13 protein-coding genes are annotated in these 18,675 nt (G+C 42.8%); all 13 read left to right on the forward strand.

The genetic code is table 11. The annotated features are described in order from the left end of the window. The first annotated feature begins 6 nt into the window (after nucleotides 1-6). The 13 genes from HNQ56_RS02580 to HNQ56_RS02640 all read left to right on the forward strand — a co-directional run bounded on the left by HNQ56_RS02580 (nucleotide 7) and on the right by HNQ56_RS02640 (nucleotide 18,659). The gene (locus tag HNQ56_RS02580; RefSeq protein WP_429142453.1) at nucleotides 7-1,515 is read left to right on the forward strand and encodes a GH39 family glycosyl hydrolase; all 1,509 of its coding nucleotides are present in this window, start codon (nucleotides 7-9) and stop codon (nucleotides 1,513-1,515) included. Between the two features lie 61 nt (nucleotides 1,516-1,576). Continuing rightward, complete coding sequence (locus tag HNQ56_RS02585; RefSeq protein WP_429142455.1) at nucleotides 1,577-2,647, forward strand: alpha/beta hydrolase; 1,071 nt, start codon at nucleotides 1,577-1,579, stop codon at nucleotides 2,645-2,647. A 5-nt stretch (nucleotides 2,648-2,652) separates the two neighbouring features. Then, nucleotides 2,653-4,224, forward strand: coding sequence for a carboxylesterase/lipase family protein (locus HNQ56_RS02590; protein ID WP_429142457.1), 1,572 nt, complete (start codon nucleotides 2,653-2,655; stop codon nucleotides 4,222-4,224). 180 nt (nucleotides 4,225-4,404) lie between these two features. Continuing rightward, nucleotides 4,405-7,332, forward strand: a complete 2,928-nt coding sequence (locus tag HNQ56_RS02595) for an extracellular solute-binding protein (protein WP_429142459.1) — start codon at nucleotides 4,405-4,407, stop codon at nucleotides 7,330-7,332. Beyond that, nucleotides 7,325-8,263 carry a carbohydrate ABC transporter permease gene (locus tag HNQ56_RS02600; protein ID WP_429142461.1) on the forward strand — a complete coding sequence of 313 codons (939 nt, stop codon included), beginning with the start codon at nucleotides 7,325-7,327 and terminating at the stop codon, nucleotides 8,261-8,263. The genes HNQ56_RS02595 and HNQ56_RS02600 overlap by 8 nt, the downstream gene beginning before the upstream one ends. Before the next feature lie 13 nt (nucleotides 8,264-8,276). After that, nucleotides 8,277-9,143, forward strand: a complete 867-nt coding sequence (locus HNQ56_RS02605; RefSeq protein ID WP_429142463.1) for a carbohydrate ABC transporter permease — start codon at nucleotides 8,277-8,279, stop codon at nucleotides 9,141-9,143. A gap of 35 nt (nucleotides 9,144-9,178) precedes the next feature. Next, the gene (locus HNQ56_RS02610) at nucleotides 9,179-10,654 is read left to right on the forward strand and encodes a hypothetical protein (protein WP_429142465.1); all 1,476 of its coding nucleotides are present in this window, start codon (nucleotides 9,179-9,181) and stop codon (nucleotides 10,652-10,654) included. After that, nucleotides 10,651-11,313, forward strand: a complete 663-nt coding sequence (locus HNQ56_RS02615; RefSeq protein ID WP_429142466.1) for a YIP1 family protein — start codon at nucleotides 10,651-10,653, stop codon at nucleotides 11,311-11,313. The genes HNQ56_RS02610 and HNQ56_RS02615 overlap by 4 nt, the downstream gene beginning before the upstream one ends. 14 nt (nucleotides 11,314-11,327) lie before the next feature. Next, nucleotides 11,328-13,850: a DUF5696 domain-containing protein gene (locus HNQ56_RS02620; RefSeq protein ID WP_429142468.1), complete on the forward strand. Its 2,523-nt coding sequence runs from the start codon at nucleotides 11,328-11,330 to the stop codon at nucleotides 13,848-13,850. A 4-nt stretch (nucleotides 13,851-13,854) separates the two neighbouring features. After that, nucleotides 13,855-14,763 (forward strand): carbohydrate ABC transporter permease, encoded by a 909-nt coding sequence (locus tag HNQ56_RS02625; protein WP_429142470.1) that lies wholly within the window; start codon nucleotides 13,855-13,857, stop codon nucleotides 14,761-14,763. Next, nucleotides 14,756-15,757 carry a carbohydrate ABC transporter permease gene (locus tag HNQ56_RS02630; protein WP_429142472.1) on the forward strand — a complete coding sequence of 334 codons (1,002 nt, stop codon included), beginning with the start codon at nucleotides 14,756-14,758 and terminating at the stop codon, nucleotides 15,755-15,757. The genes HNQ56_RS02625 and HNQ56_RS02630 overlap by 8 nt, the downstream gene beginning before the upstream one ends. 62 nt (nucleotides 15,758-15,819) lie before the next feature. Beyond that, the gene (locus tag HNQ56_RS02635) at nucleotides 15,820-17,262 is read left to right on the forward strand and encodes an ABC transporter substrate-binding protein (RefSeq protein WP_429142474.1); all 1,443 of its coding nucleotides are present in this window, start codon (nucleotides 15,820-15,822) and stop codon (nucleotides 17,260-17,262) included. Between the two features lie 107 nt (nucleotides 17,263-17,369). Next, nucleotides 17,370-18,659 carry an endo-1,4-beta-xylanase gene (locus HNQ56_RS02640; protein ID WP_429142476.1) on the forward strand — a complete coding sequence of 430 codons (1,290 nt, stop codon included), beginning with the start codon at nucleotides 17,370-17,372 and terminating at the stop codon, nucleotides 18,657-18,659. The last annotated feature ends 16 nt before the right edge of the window (nucleotides 18,660-18,675 follow it).

Here is an 18,675-nt window from a genome sequence, read left to right on the forward strand (position 1 = left end):
AGAACTATGCAGAACACTTATCAGTACAATGTTAATTGCAAAAATCAAGTACCGTTTAACAACAAAGCAACATTCTGTATCGGAACAGGCCGTATGAATCTTGCCTTGCGGCATGAATATCATAATCAATTAAAAAAGGTGCAGGAGGAGATCGGGTTTTCCTATATCCGCGGACACGGCCTTTTCTGTGATGATATGGGAATCTACCACACCTACGAAGAAGATGGAATGGAAAAGTCAGAATATAATTTTACTTATGTGGATCTGGTGTTTGACGACTATTTATCCATGGGCATCAAGCCCTTTGTGGAACTGGGCTTCATGCCTGGCAGATTAGCTTCGGGAGACCAGACGGTCTTCTATTGGAAGGGCAATGTGACTCCTCCGAAGGATTACGGCAAATGGGCTGATCTGGTCAAGGCGGTAATCCATCATTGGATCAAACGGTATGGCAGAGAAGAGGTCATTACCTGGCCCTTTGAAGTCTGGAATGAACCGAATCTTCCTGGTTTTTGGAAAGATGCCGATATGGAGGAATATTTTAAGCTGTATGATGTTACCAGCAGGGCGGTGAAGGCCTGTGATCCCGGAATCAGAGTTGGCGGACCGGCAATCTGCGGTGTGGATGATGAGCGATGGCTGGACTCCTTTATGGACTACTGCTCAAAGGATAAGACTCCATTAGATTTTGTAACCAGGCATGCCTATGCTACGGAAATGCCGGAGCATCAAGGACATTACGCCTATCAAAGGCTCCGGACACCGGAAGTATTCATGGATGAGCTGAGGCAAAGCCGTAAAATCATTGATCATTATCCGGAGTTTGCCGGAATGGAGATGCATATTACGGAATTTAATACCTCTTATACACCGCTTAATCCAATCCATGATACCAATTTAAACGCAGCCTATGTTGCAAGGCTGTTAAGTGAGATGGGAGATGTATGTGCTTCTTACTCTTATTGGACTTTTGGCGATGTGTTTGAAGAAGCGGGTATAGCTTATACTCCCTTTTCCGGTTGCTTTGGTCTGTTGACCAATGGAATGATTCCCAAGCCGACCTATTGGACCTTCTTGTTTTTTAGCAAGCTTAGTTCTGATGCAGTCGCACGCGATGAGCATTTCATTATTACGAAGGAGGATGATGTTTTAAAGGGGGTTGCGTGGAATCCCACAGAGGAAGAGGAGGATAACGCTCTTGTTTTAAAGTATAACCTGGATTTAACAAACGGGGAATATGTACTCATAAAAAAAACAGTGGACGAACAAAGCTGTAATCCGCTGCGGGCATGGCTTGATTTAGGATCGCCCTCGAATCCGGATAAGGAACAATATGATTTAATAAAGGAAAGCGCCCGTCCTCAGGTTAGTATGGAGCGGTTTACTGTTGCGGACAATCCTCTTTCTATAGAGATTAGCTTATCCTCCAATGCGGTATGCTATTTTGAATTAAGAAAAATAATTCCGGAGACAGACAGAGGATTTGACCGAAAACGTATCAGAGGGGCAAGATAATCTGCACAATCATTGCCTCGGTATTACAGCAAGAATATACATTTGTGCGAGGAGGAAGATTATGGACGGTAATATGGTGACTGCGATACCGGAAGAATATTTCGGTACGGTTAGCAAGGAACTGCAAGGGACCTTTACAGAAGTGACTTATCCTGTAAATCATTACATTAACAAAGAGAGGCAGCTTGTTACAAATCAGAAAATTACACCGGCTATGGCGGGAAGGGAGACGGTTCCGGGAGAGGCTATCCTTAAGAAGTGTAATATCTACCTGCCGGCAGCCTATGACAAAGAGAATACCAGATACAATGTATTGTATCTGCTTCATGGTGTGGGAGGAAATCGTTATGAATGGCCCTGCGGCAGCGGTAATGCGGATGGGAATCATGTGATATGCAATCTGCTGGATCATTTGATATCCAATGGAGACATTGACCCTTTGATTGTTGTTTTTCCGGATGGAAGAAGCGCCTGGGACTGGACGGATACCTCTTTTACCTCAGAAGGCACGAATATGCTGGGCTTCTACTATTTTGATTATGAGCTGAGATATGACCTTATCCCTTTTATAGAATCAGAATACCGTACCTGCTCTGATATTAACGATAAATCACAGGGGAAGACGGAAGCTGACCGCCGTCACAGAGCAATTGCCGGACTATCCATGGGGGGGATGCAGGCCCTGAATCTGGCTCTTGGCGGTTACCGGTACGATTCAACCCAATATACAAAGAGTGCCAGCAGATGGAAGAATGGCCTGGATAGGACGGTGCAGGCGCCTGGAATGCTGGATTTATTCTCTTATGTCGGCGCTTTTTCTAATGCTCCTACTACCAGTGCGGGGGGAATTCTCGGTACCGGTCTGGCATCGGGTCCCAATAAGCTTGAAGTTCTGTATCTCACATGCGGTGATGCGGATGGGGTAGCTTATGAGGCGGGCTATAAAACGGCACTGGAAGGATTGGCGGAAGCAGCAGGGGATAAGCTGGGTGAATTATATGAAGTCATTATCCGGGATGGAGCTCATGATTTTTCTGTCTGGAACAATGGAGCCTATAACTTTCTCCGTATTATATCAGAACATCCGTCAGAGCAAACAAGAAAGGCTTCTCAAATCAGTAGAATAATCTAATAATTATGAAAATCCATAGGGAAGGAATGAGATCTATGTTGAGAATTGTAAAAACAGAAAATGGTTTGGTTCAGGGATTGCCGGCTGCGGATCCGCGTATTACCAGTTTTAAAGGGGTTCCTTTTGCGGCTCCGCCCATTGGGAAAAACCGTTGGAGGGCTCCCCAGCCGGCAGAAAGCTGGGAAGGGGTCAAAAAGGCTTATGAATTCGCACCGATTTCGATGCAGGCGCCCACAGTGATCGATATAAATAATATCTACACCAGGGAGTGGTCCGTGGATCCTGAGATACCAATGAATGAAGACTGCCTTTATCTGAATGTGTGGACGCCGGTATGCACGGGAGAGGAAAGACTTCCTGTGTTCGTATGGTATTTTGGCGGCGGGCTGCAGGTCGGTCACACCGCGGAGATGGAATTTGACGGGGAACGAATTGCAAGAAGAGGTATTGTGGTGGTTACGGTTAACTACAGGCTGAACTCCTTTGGGTTTTTATGCCATCCGGAGATTACGGAGGAGGCTCCGGCTTCACCCGGTAATTTTGGGCATCTGGACCAGCAGGCAGGAACACAATGGGTAAAACGCAATATTGCAGCCTTTGGCGGAGATCCTGACAATATTACCATCGGCGGTCAATCTGCCGGAGGAGGAAGTGTTCTGAGCCAGCTTACATCTCCGCAAAATGAAGGCTTATTTCAACGAGTAATAATAGAGAGTGGGATCGTAACCAAGCTATATCCCGGAAATCCGATGCCGGTTACGAAACAGAACCTTAAGGAAGCGGAGCAGGAAGGAATAAAATTCTTTGAATATCTGGGAGTGTCCTCTTTGGAAGAGGCGCGCGGCCTGAATGCGGAATATATAAACAGCAAAACCCTGGAATATAAAAAGTTCTGGGGAACCGTAGTTGATGATGCATTCTGTGTTGGGAATGCCTTTGAGTTGTTTCTTGAAAACAAGCGCTGGATGGTGCCGGTTATGATGGGACATACTTCTACGGAGTTTTTCAGCATACCGATGGTAAAAACAAAAAGGGAACTCAAAGAGCTGGCATATTCCATGTTTGGCGATGACAGCGGAGAATATCTGGAGCTGTGCCGGATTGAGGAGGCGGATCTGGAGGAGGCCCGCCGGCTTGCCGCAGTCAGCGGAATCGAGTATGCGATACGTATTGCCGCCCTGGCCAATTCCGCCGCAGGTACGAATACTCCGATTTACTACTATAATTTTGATGCCGAGATACCGGGATGGGACAATCCGGGAACTTTTCACTCGGTAGATCTGTGGTTCTTCTTTGAAACCTTAGCAAAATGCTGGAGACCATTTACCGGTAAACACTATGACCTGGCTCGCCAGATGTGCAATTACTGGGCTAATTTCATTCGTACCGGGGATCCTAACGGAAAAGATTCCACGGGCAAGGAACTGCCTTATTGGGATATCTATACCCCTGAAGCGCCCTATGGAATGTTATTTCGTGATAAAACTGAATTTTCTAAAACCGGTCCAAGTAATATGATGAAATTCCTGGTAAATCAATATTTTAAAATACCGGACTGTAAAAATAGCAATATTTGATAAGCAATTAGCAATACGCAAGAAGAAATATCAAATATGACATGTTATAATTAGATATATAAATGATGATAAGTAATCACATTTATATAAAATATGTACAAATTATCCCGGTAAGCATCTAGTGGTTGTTTACTGGAAAAGCACATCAGCTATATCAATTCAATCGTAGGAGTGAAGAAAATGAAATCAAAAAAATTGCGCTTGATGGGATTCATAATCCTGTTAATTCTTGTAGCCGTGTTTATCTTAATACCTCGTGAAAAGACCAGGGATTTTAAAAGTAAATATGAAAATGCCGGCGATCTGAGTACCGATGTAGAGGGCATAGGTCGGGAGAATACATATGCAAAGTATTTGATGAAACACTCGGAGACAGCATACCCGGATGAGAACATTGATATTGACATAAAGAATTATAAGAATGCTGCGGGCGTGGAGCTGCTTGCAGAGTATGAAGGGGTTCCGGACGCTCTGCTGACCGGCGAGGACTCCTATGCAGAGTGGACCGTAGAGGTTCCGGCTTCCGGAATGTATCAAATTCTTATGGAATATTATCCGGTAAAATCCCGCGGAGTTGATATTGAGAGAAAAATTTACATCAACGGCGAGGTCCCCTTCTTTGGCGCGGATGCTCTTAGTTTTACGCGGCTTTGGACCAATAAGAATGAAGTGAAACGTGATAATCAGGGCAATGACATACGCCCCTCGCAGATTGACATACCGGATTGGATCAGGGCATATTTCAAAGATGATCTGGGATACTTTTCCGAACCCTATACCTTTTATTTCGAAAAAGGTAATAATACCATCGGATTGGAAGCGGTGAATGAACCGGCTGTAATTAAATCCCTGACCTTGTGTGCAGTTACTGATGATATCAATTATTCGGGCTATTTGGCAAATTTACCTGAGTTCGAAGAGACAGAGAAGGGGTTGACCTATTCTCAGATCATTCAGGGGGAAGCTTCCACCTTACGGTCTTCTCCGGCGTTGTATGCAATTTATGACAGATCCTCCTCTAAGACAGAGCCATATAGTGTGTCGAAGATTCGATTGAATATGATCGGCGGTAATGCATGGAGAATAGCGGGACAATGGATCGAGTGGGAATTTGAGGTGCCTGAGCAGGGGTTTTATAATATTACATTAAAGGGCAGGCAAAATTATGTTCGCGGTTCCATGTCCAACAGAGCTGTCTATATTGACGGACAGATTCCGTTCAGTGAATTGGAGCAGGTTGGCTTTCAATACAACAATGAATGGGATACCTTAACTCTTTCCGACAGTGAAAAGGAAGCATACCAATTTTATCTGGATAAAGGAGTGCACACAATCCGCCTGGAAGTTACGCTGGGTGACCTGGGGGATATTTTGAATAGTATGCAGGATTCCGTGTATAGATTAAACGAGATGTACAGGAAGATACTGGTGTTAACCGGAACCACACCGGATAAATACCGTGATTACAAAATAGCCCAGATCTATCCTGAAGTAATGCAGGCCATGGAGCTGGAAGCCAAAAGACTGTATAAAATTATTGATGATATCGTGGAGTATTCCGGAGAAAAATCGGACCAGGTTGCACCCCTGGAGACGCTTGCGAAGCAGCTTGAGAAGTTTGTTAAGAATCCGGATAAAATACCGGGAAGCTTTACTAATTTTAAAGATAATGTCAGTGCAATGGGAACCGCAATTCTTAAAATGAGTGAAGCGCCTTTGGATATCGATTACATAGCCATAACCGGTAAAAATGTGAAGCCGGAGAGGGTAAGGGAAACCTTTGCTGACCGGTTTGTACACGAAGTAAGATCCTTTGTTGCATCCTTTACGGAGGACTATAATGCAGTGGGTGATGTTTATGATAAAGAGGAAGCAATACAGGTATGGATATTATCAGGACGTGATCAAAGCACCATCCTAAAAATGATGATTGATGACACCTTCACACCGGAAACGCAGATAAAGGTCAATGTTAAACTGGTTGAGCCGGGAACTCTTTTGAATGCAATTATTGCAGGCAAAGGGCCGGATGTTGTAATCTCCGCGGGACAGGGAGAACCCGTAAACTATGCGCTTCGAAGTGCAGTCGAGGATCTTTCCCAGTTCAGTGATCTTGGGGAAGTGCTGAAAGACTTCCGTAAGAGTGCGTATACACCGTTTTTATTCGAGGATGGTATCTATGCATTGCCTGAAACACAGAATTTTAATGTTTTGTTTTACAGAAAAGACATATTAGACCAACTGGAGATTCAAGTTCCCGAGACCTGGGATGATCTGATTGCGATACTGCCGATTATTCAACAGAATAATATGAGCGTTGCGATACCGACAACAGAAAGGGTGTTGAATAACTCGTCCAATCCGGATTTATCCAGTATGTTTGCCCTGTTATATCAGAATGGCGGAACGGTATATGACGAAAAAGGAAAATCCACAGTCATTGATTCGGAAAGCGGCGTAAAGGCATTTGAAACCTTTACAAAGTTATTTACCCATTATAAACTGCCAACCATATATGATTTTCCTAACCAGTTTCGGTCGGGGCAGATGCCTATGGGAATCGCGGATTACAGTACCTTTAATACATTGGTGGTTTTTGCTCCGGAGATAAGAGGCTTATGGGATTTTACCGTGATTCCGGGTACGGTAATGGAGGACGGTTCCATTAATAGGTCCTGTCACAGCAATGGTCTCGGTACATTTATGACAAAACAGGATGATGACGAGGTAAAGCAGAAGGCTTGGAGATTCATGAAATGGTGGGTGAGTGCAGATGCCCAGGTTCGTTTTGGGCAGGAGATGGAAAGTGTAATGGGCGCTTCGGCAAGATATGCTACAGCCAATACCGCGGCGTTTAAGCAATTATCCTGGAGTCATAGCCAGCTCGAGGTACTGGAGGAGCAATCCGATTGGGCGGTAGGACTTCGGGAGATCGCCGGGGGATATTACACCGGAAGACATATTACCAATGCCATACGTAAAGTAATCAATAAAAAGGAAGATCCTCGGGAGACATTGCTTGACTATACCAGAACCATTAACGAAGAAATAGAGAAGAAACGCCTGGAGTTTGGTCTGGACATCAGAGGGAGGGAAGAAAGTGAGTAGTATATTAGCGAAATATATCCGAAAGAAGAAAAGAGATGCCGCCATTTCATGGAAGAGAGCAAAGAGTGCTAAGACTTATTACCTTTTTCTGGCTCCTTATGGGATATTATTCATTGTATTTTATGTCCTGCCGGTTATTACATCCTTATGCTTAAGCTTTACTTATTACAATATCCTTGAGCCGCCGAGGTTTATCGGATTACAAAATTATATCAATCTGATCCTGGCAGATGATGTTTTCCTGACGGCCGTTAAGAACACCTTTTTACTGGCGGCCATTACAGGACCCATTGGTTATATGGCAGCATTTTTGTTCGCCTGGTTTATCAACGAATTGCCGCGATATCTAAGGGCGTTTGCCATCGTTATCTTTTATGCGCCGACCATATCAGGCCAGGTGTATTTGATCTGGGCCATTATGTTCTCGGGAGACGCCTATGGTTACATCAATGCTTTTTTGATCAAATTAGGAATTATCAGTGCTCCTATTCTTTGGCTGACGAATCCGCAGTATATGCTGACGGTAGTTGTTATTGTATCGTTGTGGATGAGTCTCGGCACCGGTTTCCTGGCCTTTGTTGCGGGGCTTCAGGGCATCGATAAAGCGCAGTATGAAGCGGGGTATATTGACGGTATCAAAAACCGTTGGCAGGAACTATGGTATATTACCTTGCCCAGCATGAAGCCGATGCTTATGTTTGGTGCGGTTATGACGATTACTCAATCCTTTGGTATCGCTGATGTCCCCATTGCACTTACGGGATTTCCCAGTACGGACTATGCTACACAGACGGTCGTTACCCATTTAGTTGATTACGGTTCTATCCGTTTTGAAATGGGGTATGCGTCTGCAATTGCAACGCTTCTGTTTATTACCATGATTCTTTGTAATAAGCTAATTCAGGCCATGTTAAGACGCGTAGGAACGTAAGGGAGAAAAAGCGATGAATATGAAAAAACATCTTAAGCGCAGTAAACCGAATCGATCCAGGGGCGGTGATTTCGGAATTTATTTATTGTTGATTTTCTTTGGCCTTTTTATGGCCTTTCCTCTGGTCTATGCAATAAATAGTGCTTTTAAACCATTGGATGAGATATTTGTGTATCCGCCAAGATTGTTTGTGAGAAACCCCACCTTAAATAATTTTCAGGATTTATTTGTAATCATGAGTAGATCCTGGGTTCCCTTTTCGAGGTACCTGTTTAATACGGTTTTTATAACGGTGGCAGGTACCGCGGGACACCTTATTATTTCATCCATGGGCGCCTATGTACTGGCAAAATATGATTTTCCGGGGTCAAAAACTTTCTTTAGTATCGTAATTACAGCATTAATGTTTAATGGTTATGTTACAGCAATACCCAATTACCTGGTAATGTCAAAGATAGGTTGGGTGGATACGGTATGGGCGGTAGTAATTCCCGCGTTTGCATCCCCCATGGGCTTATTCCTGATGAAGCAGTATATGGAAGGTATTCCCGATGCGCTTCTGGAAGCTGCTAAGATAGACGGGGCAAAAGAATGGAGGATTTATACCAGGATCGTAATGCCGATGGTTAAACCGGCATGGCTTACGCTGATGATATTATCGGTTCAGGGCTTATGGAATACCAAGGCATCGAATTTTATCTACTCGGAGGAATTAAAGACACTCCCTTATGCCTTGCAGCAGATTGTAAGCGGCGGGATAGCAAGAGCCGGTGTTGGTGCTGCGGTATCATTAGTAATGATGATTGTACCTATTACCACATTCATTATAGTAGAAAGTAACATTATCGAAACTATGGCAAGTTCTGGTATTAAGGACTAAATATAACGCAAAGCGGCATCATGGAGGTAATAATGATGAGAAAAAGTATAGCATTTGTTCTTTTCTGCTTTACGGGATTACTGCTGTTTCCACCAATAACAGTACGGGCCGAGAAGACGAATTATACCTATACCTATGACTATTGGTCCGAGGATAGGGAATCACCGGATGCCTACAAGGCAGAGCACTTTATAACAGGCGGCGATCTGGGGGTCGGAGACTTTAAAGATCCGTCGGGAATGTTTGTGAAAGATAAGCGCATCTATGTATGCGACACGGGTAATAACAGGATAATTATCCTGGAAAAAACAGAGGGTAACTATGTATTTGTGGATGAGTTCAGCGAATTTACAGGAGAAACGGCGGTAACGGTATTATCCGCTCCGCAGGATATCTTTGTGGCAGATAACGGAGATCTATACATATGTGATACCAATAATCAAAGAATTCTGCATCTGAATTCACAGTATGAGCTGATAAAGGAAATGACAAGACCCATTGATCCGACTGTTGATCAGGCTTCGGATTTCCTGCCCCTGAAGGTTGTGGCCGATAAGGCAGGCAGAGTAATTGCCTTGGTCAGAAATTATAATAAAGGATTTGTTGAGTATAAGAACAACGGCGAATTTTCGGGCTTCATTGGAGCCAATGAAGTTAAATTCTATATGATAGATTATATATGGAAGCGATTAGCTACCAAGGAACAGAGGGCTCAGATGGAGCAATTTGTTCCGACGGAATATAATAATCTGTCTTTGGACCAGGATGATTTTATCTACTGTACCACATCTGTTTTGAAAGAGAGCGAATTAAGAACCGATAAGGCAAAACCCATTCGAAAGCTGAATGCCATGGGTACGGATATTCTGGTGAAGAACGGCTTTGAGCCTCCTATAGGTGATCTTTGGTGGGGAAATGCGGCGGGTGTATCCGGCGCGTCAAAATTCATTGATATAACAGCCATGGAGAATGATACCTATTATGCCATTGACCGGTCGAGAGGAAGAATATTCGGATATGATTCCCAAGGACATCTTCTGTATGCTTTCGGGGGACTGGGTAACCGGATGGGATATTTTCAATACCCCACCGCCTTAGATCACATGGATTACGATTTGCTGGTATTGGATTCCAGATCCTGCGGAATTACAGTTATGACTTTAACGGAATATGGCAGGATGATCAATGCGGCATTGGCAGAATATAAAAAAGGGAACTATGATGAATCCTCCAATTACTGGAGAAAGGTATTGATGCAGAATGGTAACTATGATTTAGCCTATATAGGGATTGGCCGTTCCTTATTGAGGCAAGGGGACTATAAAGCTGCTATGAGTTATTTTAAAACGAAATACGATGATGTCAACTATTCCAAGGCATTTCAGCTATACCGTAAACAGTGGATTGAAGATAATATCGGATGGATAATGGCAATTTTCTTTGGCATCATTCTCCTCCCTTCCTTTGTAGGGTTTATTAAGAAAATAAAGAGAGAGGTGGCTGAAGAATGAGTGTGATTTCCTATGTGAATAAACAAAAATTGACGCATATAGGCAGGACATTACGATATTCTCTATATGTAATTACTCATCCGCTGGATGGCTTTTGGGATTTAACCCATGAAGAAAGAGGCTCCACTGCGGCAGCCAATATCATTATATTACTGGCCCTGCTGACCAGAATACTTAAATTACAATTTACCAGCTTTGTGTTTATCAAAGTAATCTGGGAATATGTCAATGTCATTGAAATTATCCTGGGTTTTCTGACACCGATTGTTCTGGGGTGTGTTGCTAATTGGGGACTTACCACTCTGTTCAACGGAAAGGGAACCATGAGGCAGATCTATATGGCGATAGGTTATGCTCTGACACCATATGTTCTGATCCAATTCCCGCTAATTTTTATCAGTAACCTCATGACAATTGAGGAAGGCGCATTCTATATGTACCTTACAATCTTTTCACAAATCTGGTGCGGAATGCTGATCCTATGTGCAGTAATGATGATCCATAATTATACACTGGGAAAGGCAATTCTGACCATATTGGCCACCATCGTTGGTATGATGCTAATTGTATTTGTAATTCTGCTATTCTTCAGTCTGATAACTGACGCAGGGGCATATTTTGTTTCTTTATATAAAGAGATAGCATTTCGATTCTATTGATAGGAGGACTAAGTATGAAATTAATAAAAAAGGCAGGCTTAATCCTAATATCATCCATGTTATTGGTTGGCTGTGCAAAAGAAGAGTTACACAGGCAGGTTATGGATACTTATTCTTATGAAGAGGATAAGTCTTCCTACACTCTTGAGAATGACCATTTGAAATTCACATTAGATCCTGATACGACTTATTTTCAGGTATTAAATAAATCCAACAATGTCACATGGGATTCGAATCCGGTTGGCGGAGCAGACGATGCATTCGCAGATAATCAGAGTAAGAAATACCTGCAGTCCACTCTTTTGATCGAATATTGTAACGATACCGGCATCAGGGTTCTGTATAACAACTATGAGTATAGTATCTTGAAGCGGAACTATAATATTGAGCAGGGAGAAGGCTATATCGAAGTGAATTATACCATCGGCAATGTGGAGCAGGTGTTTTTGCTTCCCGTAGCTGCTCCGGAATCCAGGATGAAAGAGTTTATGGATCGGATGGAAGCAAGTGATCAAAAGAAAATCAACACCTATTACCGTAAGATAGATATTGCTAAATTGCGGGCAACTGATAATAAGGCGGACCTCATTGCCCGGTATCCCGACATCGAGCAGGAACCGGTATATGAACTTCGTGATGGGACACAGGGCTATTTAAAAAAGAAGATTGAAGATCTTTTTTCCTCAGTCGGCTATACCCGGGAAGATTATGAAGAGGATAAGGCACGCTATTCCAAGGTGGGATCGGAAGAAAATCCTTATTTTAATGTATCGATTCTCTATCGGCTGGAAGGGGATGAGCTGGTGGTGGAGCTTCCTTTTGAAGCCATGGACTGGAGTGACCGTTTTCCGTTGACCAAGGTAAATGTACTTCCGTACATGGGTGCAGGAAGCACGGAAGACACGGGATTTATTCTGGTGCCCGAAGGAAATGGGGGGATTATTAATTTTAACAACGGGCGCAACGAGCAAAGCGCTTATTATACAGAGGTCTACGGCTGGGATGATGGGATGGAAAGGGACTATCTGACAGATGATAACAGATCGGACTATCCGGTATTTGGTATCTCGAAAAACGGAAGCTCTATGTTATGTATCCTTGAGGATTACAACAGTGTAGCTTCCATATCAGCAGATATCAGCTCCAGGAATCATAGCTATAATTATGCATCGGCGACCTATACCACATTGCATGCCGCTTCCATCAGTGTTTCGGCCAAGACGGATAAGTCGGTCATGGTATATGAAGCAAAAAAACCGGAGGGGACGATCCGGCAAAGATATCGCTTTATGGAATCCTCCTCCTATGGGATGATGGCAAAAGCATACAGGGATTATCTGATGGCAAAAAATCCTTCTCTGAAAAAGATAGAGAGCAGCAGTACACCCATAAATATTACTTTGATTGGTGCAATTGATAAGGTGGAGCAGCGTCTGGGTTTTCCTGTTTCGGTTCCGCTTGAACTTACTTCCTATCAGGAAGCATACGATATCATAGATGACCTGAAGGAGGCGGGCTATCATAACCTCTCCATCCGGTACAGCGGCTGGATGAATGGTGGTACTAAGCAGAAATTACCCACCTCCATTAAAACAGTTTCGGAGCTGGGAAGCAAAAGTAAATTTAAGAAGTTTTTAAAACATGCGGAGGAATCAGGTGTTCCGGTTTATCTTGAGAGTATGACCCAGTATGCATACAACAAGGGCTTATTTGATGGATTTGTAATCAATAGGGATGGGGCAAAATATTCCAGCAGAAAGATAATAAAGCTCTATAATTTTTCTAAAGTCTACTTTGGAGAAGAGGATTGGAAGGATTGCTTTTATCTGCTGAAGCCTCAGGTAACCATAGATATAATTAATAAATTATCAGATTATGCAGAAAAAAATTCAGCCAATCTTGCTTTTACAGATATCGGCTTCCGGGTTAGTGCGGATTATAATCCCAAGAATCTCGTAACAAGACAGCAGGCTATTGAGCTTCAGAAGGATGAACTGAAAAAAGTGTCAGAAAAGGGTACGGATTTAATGGTCAGCGGAGGGAATGATTATGTCTTACCCTACGTGGCATATATCAATGATATGAAGCTTCGGGGTAATAAATACCACCTTATCGATGAGCTGGTTCCGTTCTATACCATGGCAATTCATGGGCTGGTAGAATATTCCGGATCCCCCCTGAACTTATCCCGGGACTACCGGGAAGAGATTTTACAGAGTGCCGAATCCGGAGCAGGATTATCCTTTACCTTTATGAAAGAAAGTACCTCCATCCTGCAGGACTCTTTCTACACTTACTTATTTGGTGCGGACTATGATTTATGGAAGGATGAAGCATATTCCATCTATAGCAGATTTGAACGTGAATTAGGGCATTGCTATAACCAGTTTATTACCGAGCATGGGTTTTTGGCGGACGGCGTAACTGTTACCGCCTATGAAGACGGCACCAAAGTATATGTAAACTATAATGATACTGAATTTAACGAAGGAGATATCCGTATTCCTGCAAGAGACTTTAAAGTGGAAAGGAGGTAATCATATGGCAAGAAAAAAACAAAAGGATTTGAGGGGGAAAAAAGCAATCGCCGGCTACTTGTTTATATCACCCTTTATAATAGGCTTTATCGCCTTCATGATAGTACCTCTGTTTGAATCATTCCGTATGAGCTTCAGTAATGTCATTGTTGGCGTGGGAAATGGAGGATTTCTACTGGAGTTTATTGGTTTCGCCAATTACATCAAAGCTTTTACGGTTGATCCGGATTTTAACAGATGGTTAACAGAAGAGATGTCCCGAATGGCGGTTCAGGTACCTACGACGCTGATTGTCAGTTTCTTCATGGCGATGCTGCTGAACCAAACCTTTAAGGGAAGAGGCCTTGTGCGTGCAATCTTTTTTCTTCCGGTTATCCTCTCTTCCGGTGTTCTTGTGGGGCTGGAATATAATAATAGCCTGTTATCAGGAATGCAAAGTTATATCGAAGAGAATACACAATCGGCTAATATTACAGCGGTTTTAGAAGAGGTTTTGTCAAACAGCGGATTTGGCCGTAGTTTCCTGGAGATTGTCTACAGCACGGTAAACAATGTATATGACGTGGTAATTGCATCCGGAATTCAAATCATCATATTTCTGTCAGGACTTCAGACTATTTCAAAAAGTATGTATGAGGCGGCGGTAATTGAGGGGTGTACTGCCTGGGAGAGCTTTTGGAAAATAACCTTACCCATGGTAAGCTCCGTTATCCTGGTTAATGTAATTTATACCGTTATTGATTTCTTTATGAAAACCAATAGCCAGATTATGACTAAGATTAGCTCAACGATGATTGCAAAGATGGATTACGGCTTCAGCTCTGCTATGGCATGGATCTATTTTGGAGCTGTTATACTGGTCATTGCTGTGTTTAGCGGGATTACTTCAAGGTGGGTGTATTATTATGAATAAGAAGATAAGAGAAAGATGGCGGGAGGCCATAAATCGGAATAAGAAGTCAGGCGGCTATCTTCTGAAAAAAGTAATAGGGAAAAAGACCTATGAATTATTAAGGGCAGTTCTCTTATTTGGTCTTTGCTTCTTAATATTACAACCATTGTTAAATAAAATATCATTAAGTTTTATGGTGGAAAGAGATCTGTATGATCCGACCATAATCGTGGTACCAAGAAATTTTACCCTGAGTAATTATAAGCTGGTAAATGAATTAATCGGTTTTTGGAAGAGCTTGGGCAACTCCATTGGTCTGTCCGCTATATCCAGTATCATACAGGTGGCCTTTTGCACCATGGTGGGATACGGCTTTGCAAGATTTAAGTTTCCCTTGAAAAACCTGTGGTTTGCTTGCGTTCTTCTGGTTATTATTGTACCTCCGCAGACAATTATGTCTTCATTATACCTGAATTTTCGCTTTTTTGATATTTTTGGAATATTTAAGCTCATGACAGGAAGTACCATTAACTTACAGAATTCTGTACTGCCGTATATTCTATTATGCATGACCTGTATGGGATTAAAGAGCGGATTGTACATATTCCTGATCAGACAGTATTTCAGAGGAATTCCAAAAGAGCTGGAAGAAGCGGCTTATGTGGATGGATGCGGTAATTTTTCGACGTTTATTCGGATTATGCTGCCGGATGCAACACCGATTTTAACTTCCTGTTTCTTGTTCGCATTTGTATGGCAGTGGACCGATTCCTTTTATTCTAAAATGTTTGTAGGCAATCTTCCTCTGTTATCAAATCGATTGACGGCTATTACCAGCCTGCTGTCGGATTATATGGTGAGTATTAACGGAACAGGGAGTAAGCCGTCCATAGCCTATGGGCAGATGATGATTTCCACCGGAATGATAATGGCGATTATTCCATTGCTCCTGATTTATGTCGTTGCTCAGAAAGGGTTTGTGGAGAGCTTAAGCCAGACCGGTTTAAAAATGTAACAATCAAAGAATAGAAAGTGAATGTCACTTTACTATAAAGAAAATTTAAGGAGGAAAGTATTATGAAGAAAATCGTAACAAAATGGTTATCAGTAGTTCTGGTTTTGGCAATGTGTATTACTGCATTGACTGCATGCGGGACAAAGTCAGGCGAAAAAGGTAACGAGGGAAACGTAACAGAGACACCTGCACCAGAGGCCACCGCAACAAAAGCACCGGATGCCGATGATGTAACAGAGGCACCTGTAGAAGAAGAGCCGGCCATGGACCTTGGCGGAATGGAAATCATTATTGGTGACTGGTGGTCATCCCCGGACCCTGCCGAGCCTAAGACAGCTCAGGAAGAGGATACCCTGGCTTACCGTCAGATGATTCAGGAGAAGTATAATTTTACAATGAAACAGGTTGCAGTTGCTGATTGGGGCGGTATGCAGGAGACCTTCACTACCTCCACAATGGCTGAAGATCCTGCGGCGCAGATCTTTCTCTTAGGCCAGGGCTGGATCGCTCAGCCGTTAGCCAACGGTCTGTTCTATGATCTGTCAACGCTGGAGAGCTTTGATTTTACAGAAAGCAAATGGAATCAGAGTGTTAAGAGCTTAATGACCTTTGGTAACGCTACCTATGGTATGGCAACCGGTAAGCCTGAGCCTAAACTTGGTATGTTCTGGAATAAGAGACTGTTCGAAGAAGCAGGTCTTGATCCCGACTTACCCTATGATCTGCAGGCCAGCGGTGAATGGACATGGGAAAAACTGGAGGAATTGTGCCAGAAGTTAACAATTGACAGCAATAATGATGGTACGATTGACAGCTATCCCATGGTAAGCTTTTCAGCAGATTTCTTTGCCGGAGCATTTAACAGTAATGATGCACGTTATATCGGAAGAGATGCGAACGGCAAATTCTACAATGCTACTACGGAACCTAATTTCCTTGAAGCAGCTCAGTGGGTTACAGGTTTAATCCAAAAGGGCTATGAGATGCCTGCTCCTCCGGATTCCAACTGGGATTGGTTTATCTCTGCATTTCATGATGCAAAGGTTGCTATGACATTTGCAGAACAGTATAAGGTTGGAACCTGGGCTGATATGACAGATGACTGGGGCTTCGTACTGTTCCCGAGGGGACCTAAGAGTGAGGAGTATACCGTATATTTCAACGATAATGTGGCTGTAATACCTTCCTGCTATGATGCAGAAACTGCAGAAAAGATTGCCTTCGCCTATAATCTTTGGACTAATCCCACCCCTGGTTATGAAGATGAAACGGATGCCTGGAAGGACGGTTATTACACAAGATTCCGTGATGAAAGAGCGGTAGACGAGACACTTTCTATGATGTATGACAAGGCTAAGGTTAATACAGATTATGCCCCGCTTGTATACGGTGTTGATTTGGGCAACTTCTTATGGGGAGCATATGCGTTAGAAAAAACACCGGCTGAAAAGATTGAGGAAGTCACAGGCATATGGAAATCCCTGATTGATGACGCTAACAAATAATGAACTGAACCATGGAAAAGGGGAGAAGCTATACCGGCTCCCCTTTTTCATATAAATCATGGATCTGTTTTGCTTCATAGATGCGATATAGAGAGGAGGGAATATGATTGTGTTTCAGAAGTAAGTATCTGGTTCTATTCTGCCTGGCATTCTGTTTATTATGTACTTCCTGTGGCAAAGCAAAGGAAGAAGGGAAAGGCTTAAGTGAAAATGAGGCTCTCAGTGATGATAATGCAGTTACGTCAGCCGTAATTCCCGAAGCCGCTGATAAACCTGTTGATGCGGAAGCCGTGAGTACGGGTGAAGATGAATCAAAGGCATATCAAGCAAACCATAAGGAAACCGGGGAGCTGCCAAGTCTTGCAGAAATCTATAAGGACAGCTTTTATATGGGCGTTGCAGTCTCCAAGATTGATCTTGATAGGAAAGATAAGGCAGAGTTAATCGCTTACCAATTCAATAGTCTGACCTGCGAAAATGAAATGAAGGCGGACTTTACCCTGGATAGGGCTGCAACAATAGATTTAGGTAATGAAGAATCTCCGGTTGTCAATATGAAACATGCTGACCCTATACTGAAATATGCCATGGAAAATGGCTTGAAAATGCGGGGGCACACACTGGTCTGGCATTCCCAGACACCCAGATGGCTGTTTACCGTAGGTTACGATAATTCGCCGGACGCTCCATTTGTGACAAGAGAAGTAATGTTGAAAAGAATGGAGAATTATATTAGACAGGAATTAGAATATGTCAATAAAAATTATCCGGGTGTTGTTTATGCCTGGGATGTTGTCAATGAAGCAATAGAACCGGGGGACGGACAGGAAAATTCCATCCGTATAAAGAATAATCTATGGTTTGAGGTAATTGGAGATGACTATATTGAGATGGCATTTACTTTTGCACGAAGATATGCTTCTCAGGATCAGCAGCTATTTTATAATGACTATGGTACCTATGAAAAAAGCAAATTATTTCCTATCCTTCATATGATCAGCGGGCTGAAAGAAAAGAATCTGATCGACGGCATCGGCATGCAGGATCACATAGGGATTGATTATCCTGCTATTCTCGATTATCAATATGCAATTAACAAATATACGGAGCTGGGAATTACCCTTCAAGTGACAGAATTGGATATCGGTATAAGGGATAATACAGATGAAGCACAGCAAAAATTAGCGACCAGATATAAAAATATCTTTGCGATAATCAACAACTGCAAAAAAAATAATGCCCAGATAAACAGTATTACCTTCTGGGGGTTATCTGATGACCGATCCTGGCTTAATAATGAGGAAGGGCCGAGTTATCCGCTGCTATTTAATAAAAACCTGGAGCCAAAACCTGCATTTTTCGGTGTATTGCAGGATGAATCAATTAGAGCATACTGAAAAGATGAGGAAAATA

The organism is Anaerotaenia torta (assembly GCF_050433395.1).
GTDB classification, from domain to species: domain Bacteria; phylum Bacillota; class Clostridia; order Lachnospirales; family Lachnospiraceae; genus Mobilitalea; species Mobilitalea torta.

What these genes read in the sequence shown, in the direction of transcription:
- HNQ56_RS02605 (WP_429142463.1), top strand. Translation starts at nt 8,277, where the DNA reads ATGAATATGAAAAAACATCTTAAGCGCAGTAAACCGAATCGATCCAGG.
- HNQ56_RS02595 (WP_429142459.1), top strand. Translation starts at nt 4,405, where the DNA reads ATGAAATCAAAAAAATTGCGCTTGATGGGATTCATAATCCTGTTAATT.
- HNQ56_RS02580 (WP_429142453.1), top strand. Translation starts at nt 7, where the DNA reads ATGCAGAACACTTATCAGTACAATGTTAATTGCAAAAATCAAGTACCG.
- HNQ56_RS02610 (WP_429142465.1), top strand. Translation starts at nt 9,179, where the DNA reads ATGAGAAAAAGTATAGCATTTGTTCTTTTCTGCTTTACGGGATTACTG.
- HNQ56_RS02625 (WP_429142470.1), top strand. Translation starts at nt 13,855, where the DNA reads ATGGCAAGAAAAAAACAAAAGGATTTGAGGGGGAAAAAAGCAATCGCC.
- HNQ56_RS02630 (WP_429142472.1), top strand. Translation starts at nt 14,756, where the DNA reads ATGAATAAGAAGATAAGAGAAAGATGGCGGGAGGCCATAAATCGGAAT.
- HNQ56_RS02590 (WP_429142457.1), top strand. Translation starts at nt 2,653, where the DNA reads ATGAAAATCCATAGGGAAGGAATGAGATCTATGTTGAGAATTGTAAAA.
- HNQ56_RS02635 (WP_429142474.1), top strand. Translation starts at nt 15,820, where the DNA reads ATGAAGAAAATCGTAACAAAATGGTTATCAGTAGTTCTGGTTTTGGCA.
- HNQ56_RS02620 (WP_429142468.1), top strand. Translation starts at nt 11,328, where the DNA reads ATGAAATTAATAAAAAAGGCAGGCTTAATCCTAATATCATCCATGTTA.
- HNQ56_RS02585 (WP_429142455.1), top strand. Translation starts at nt 1,577, where the DNA reads ATGGACGGTAATATGGTGACTGCGATACCGGAAGAATATTTCGGTACG.
- HNQ56_RS02615 (WP_429142466.1), top strand. Translation starts at nt 10,651, where the DNA reads ATGAGTGTGATTTCCTATGTGAATAAACAAAAATTGACGCATATAGGC.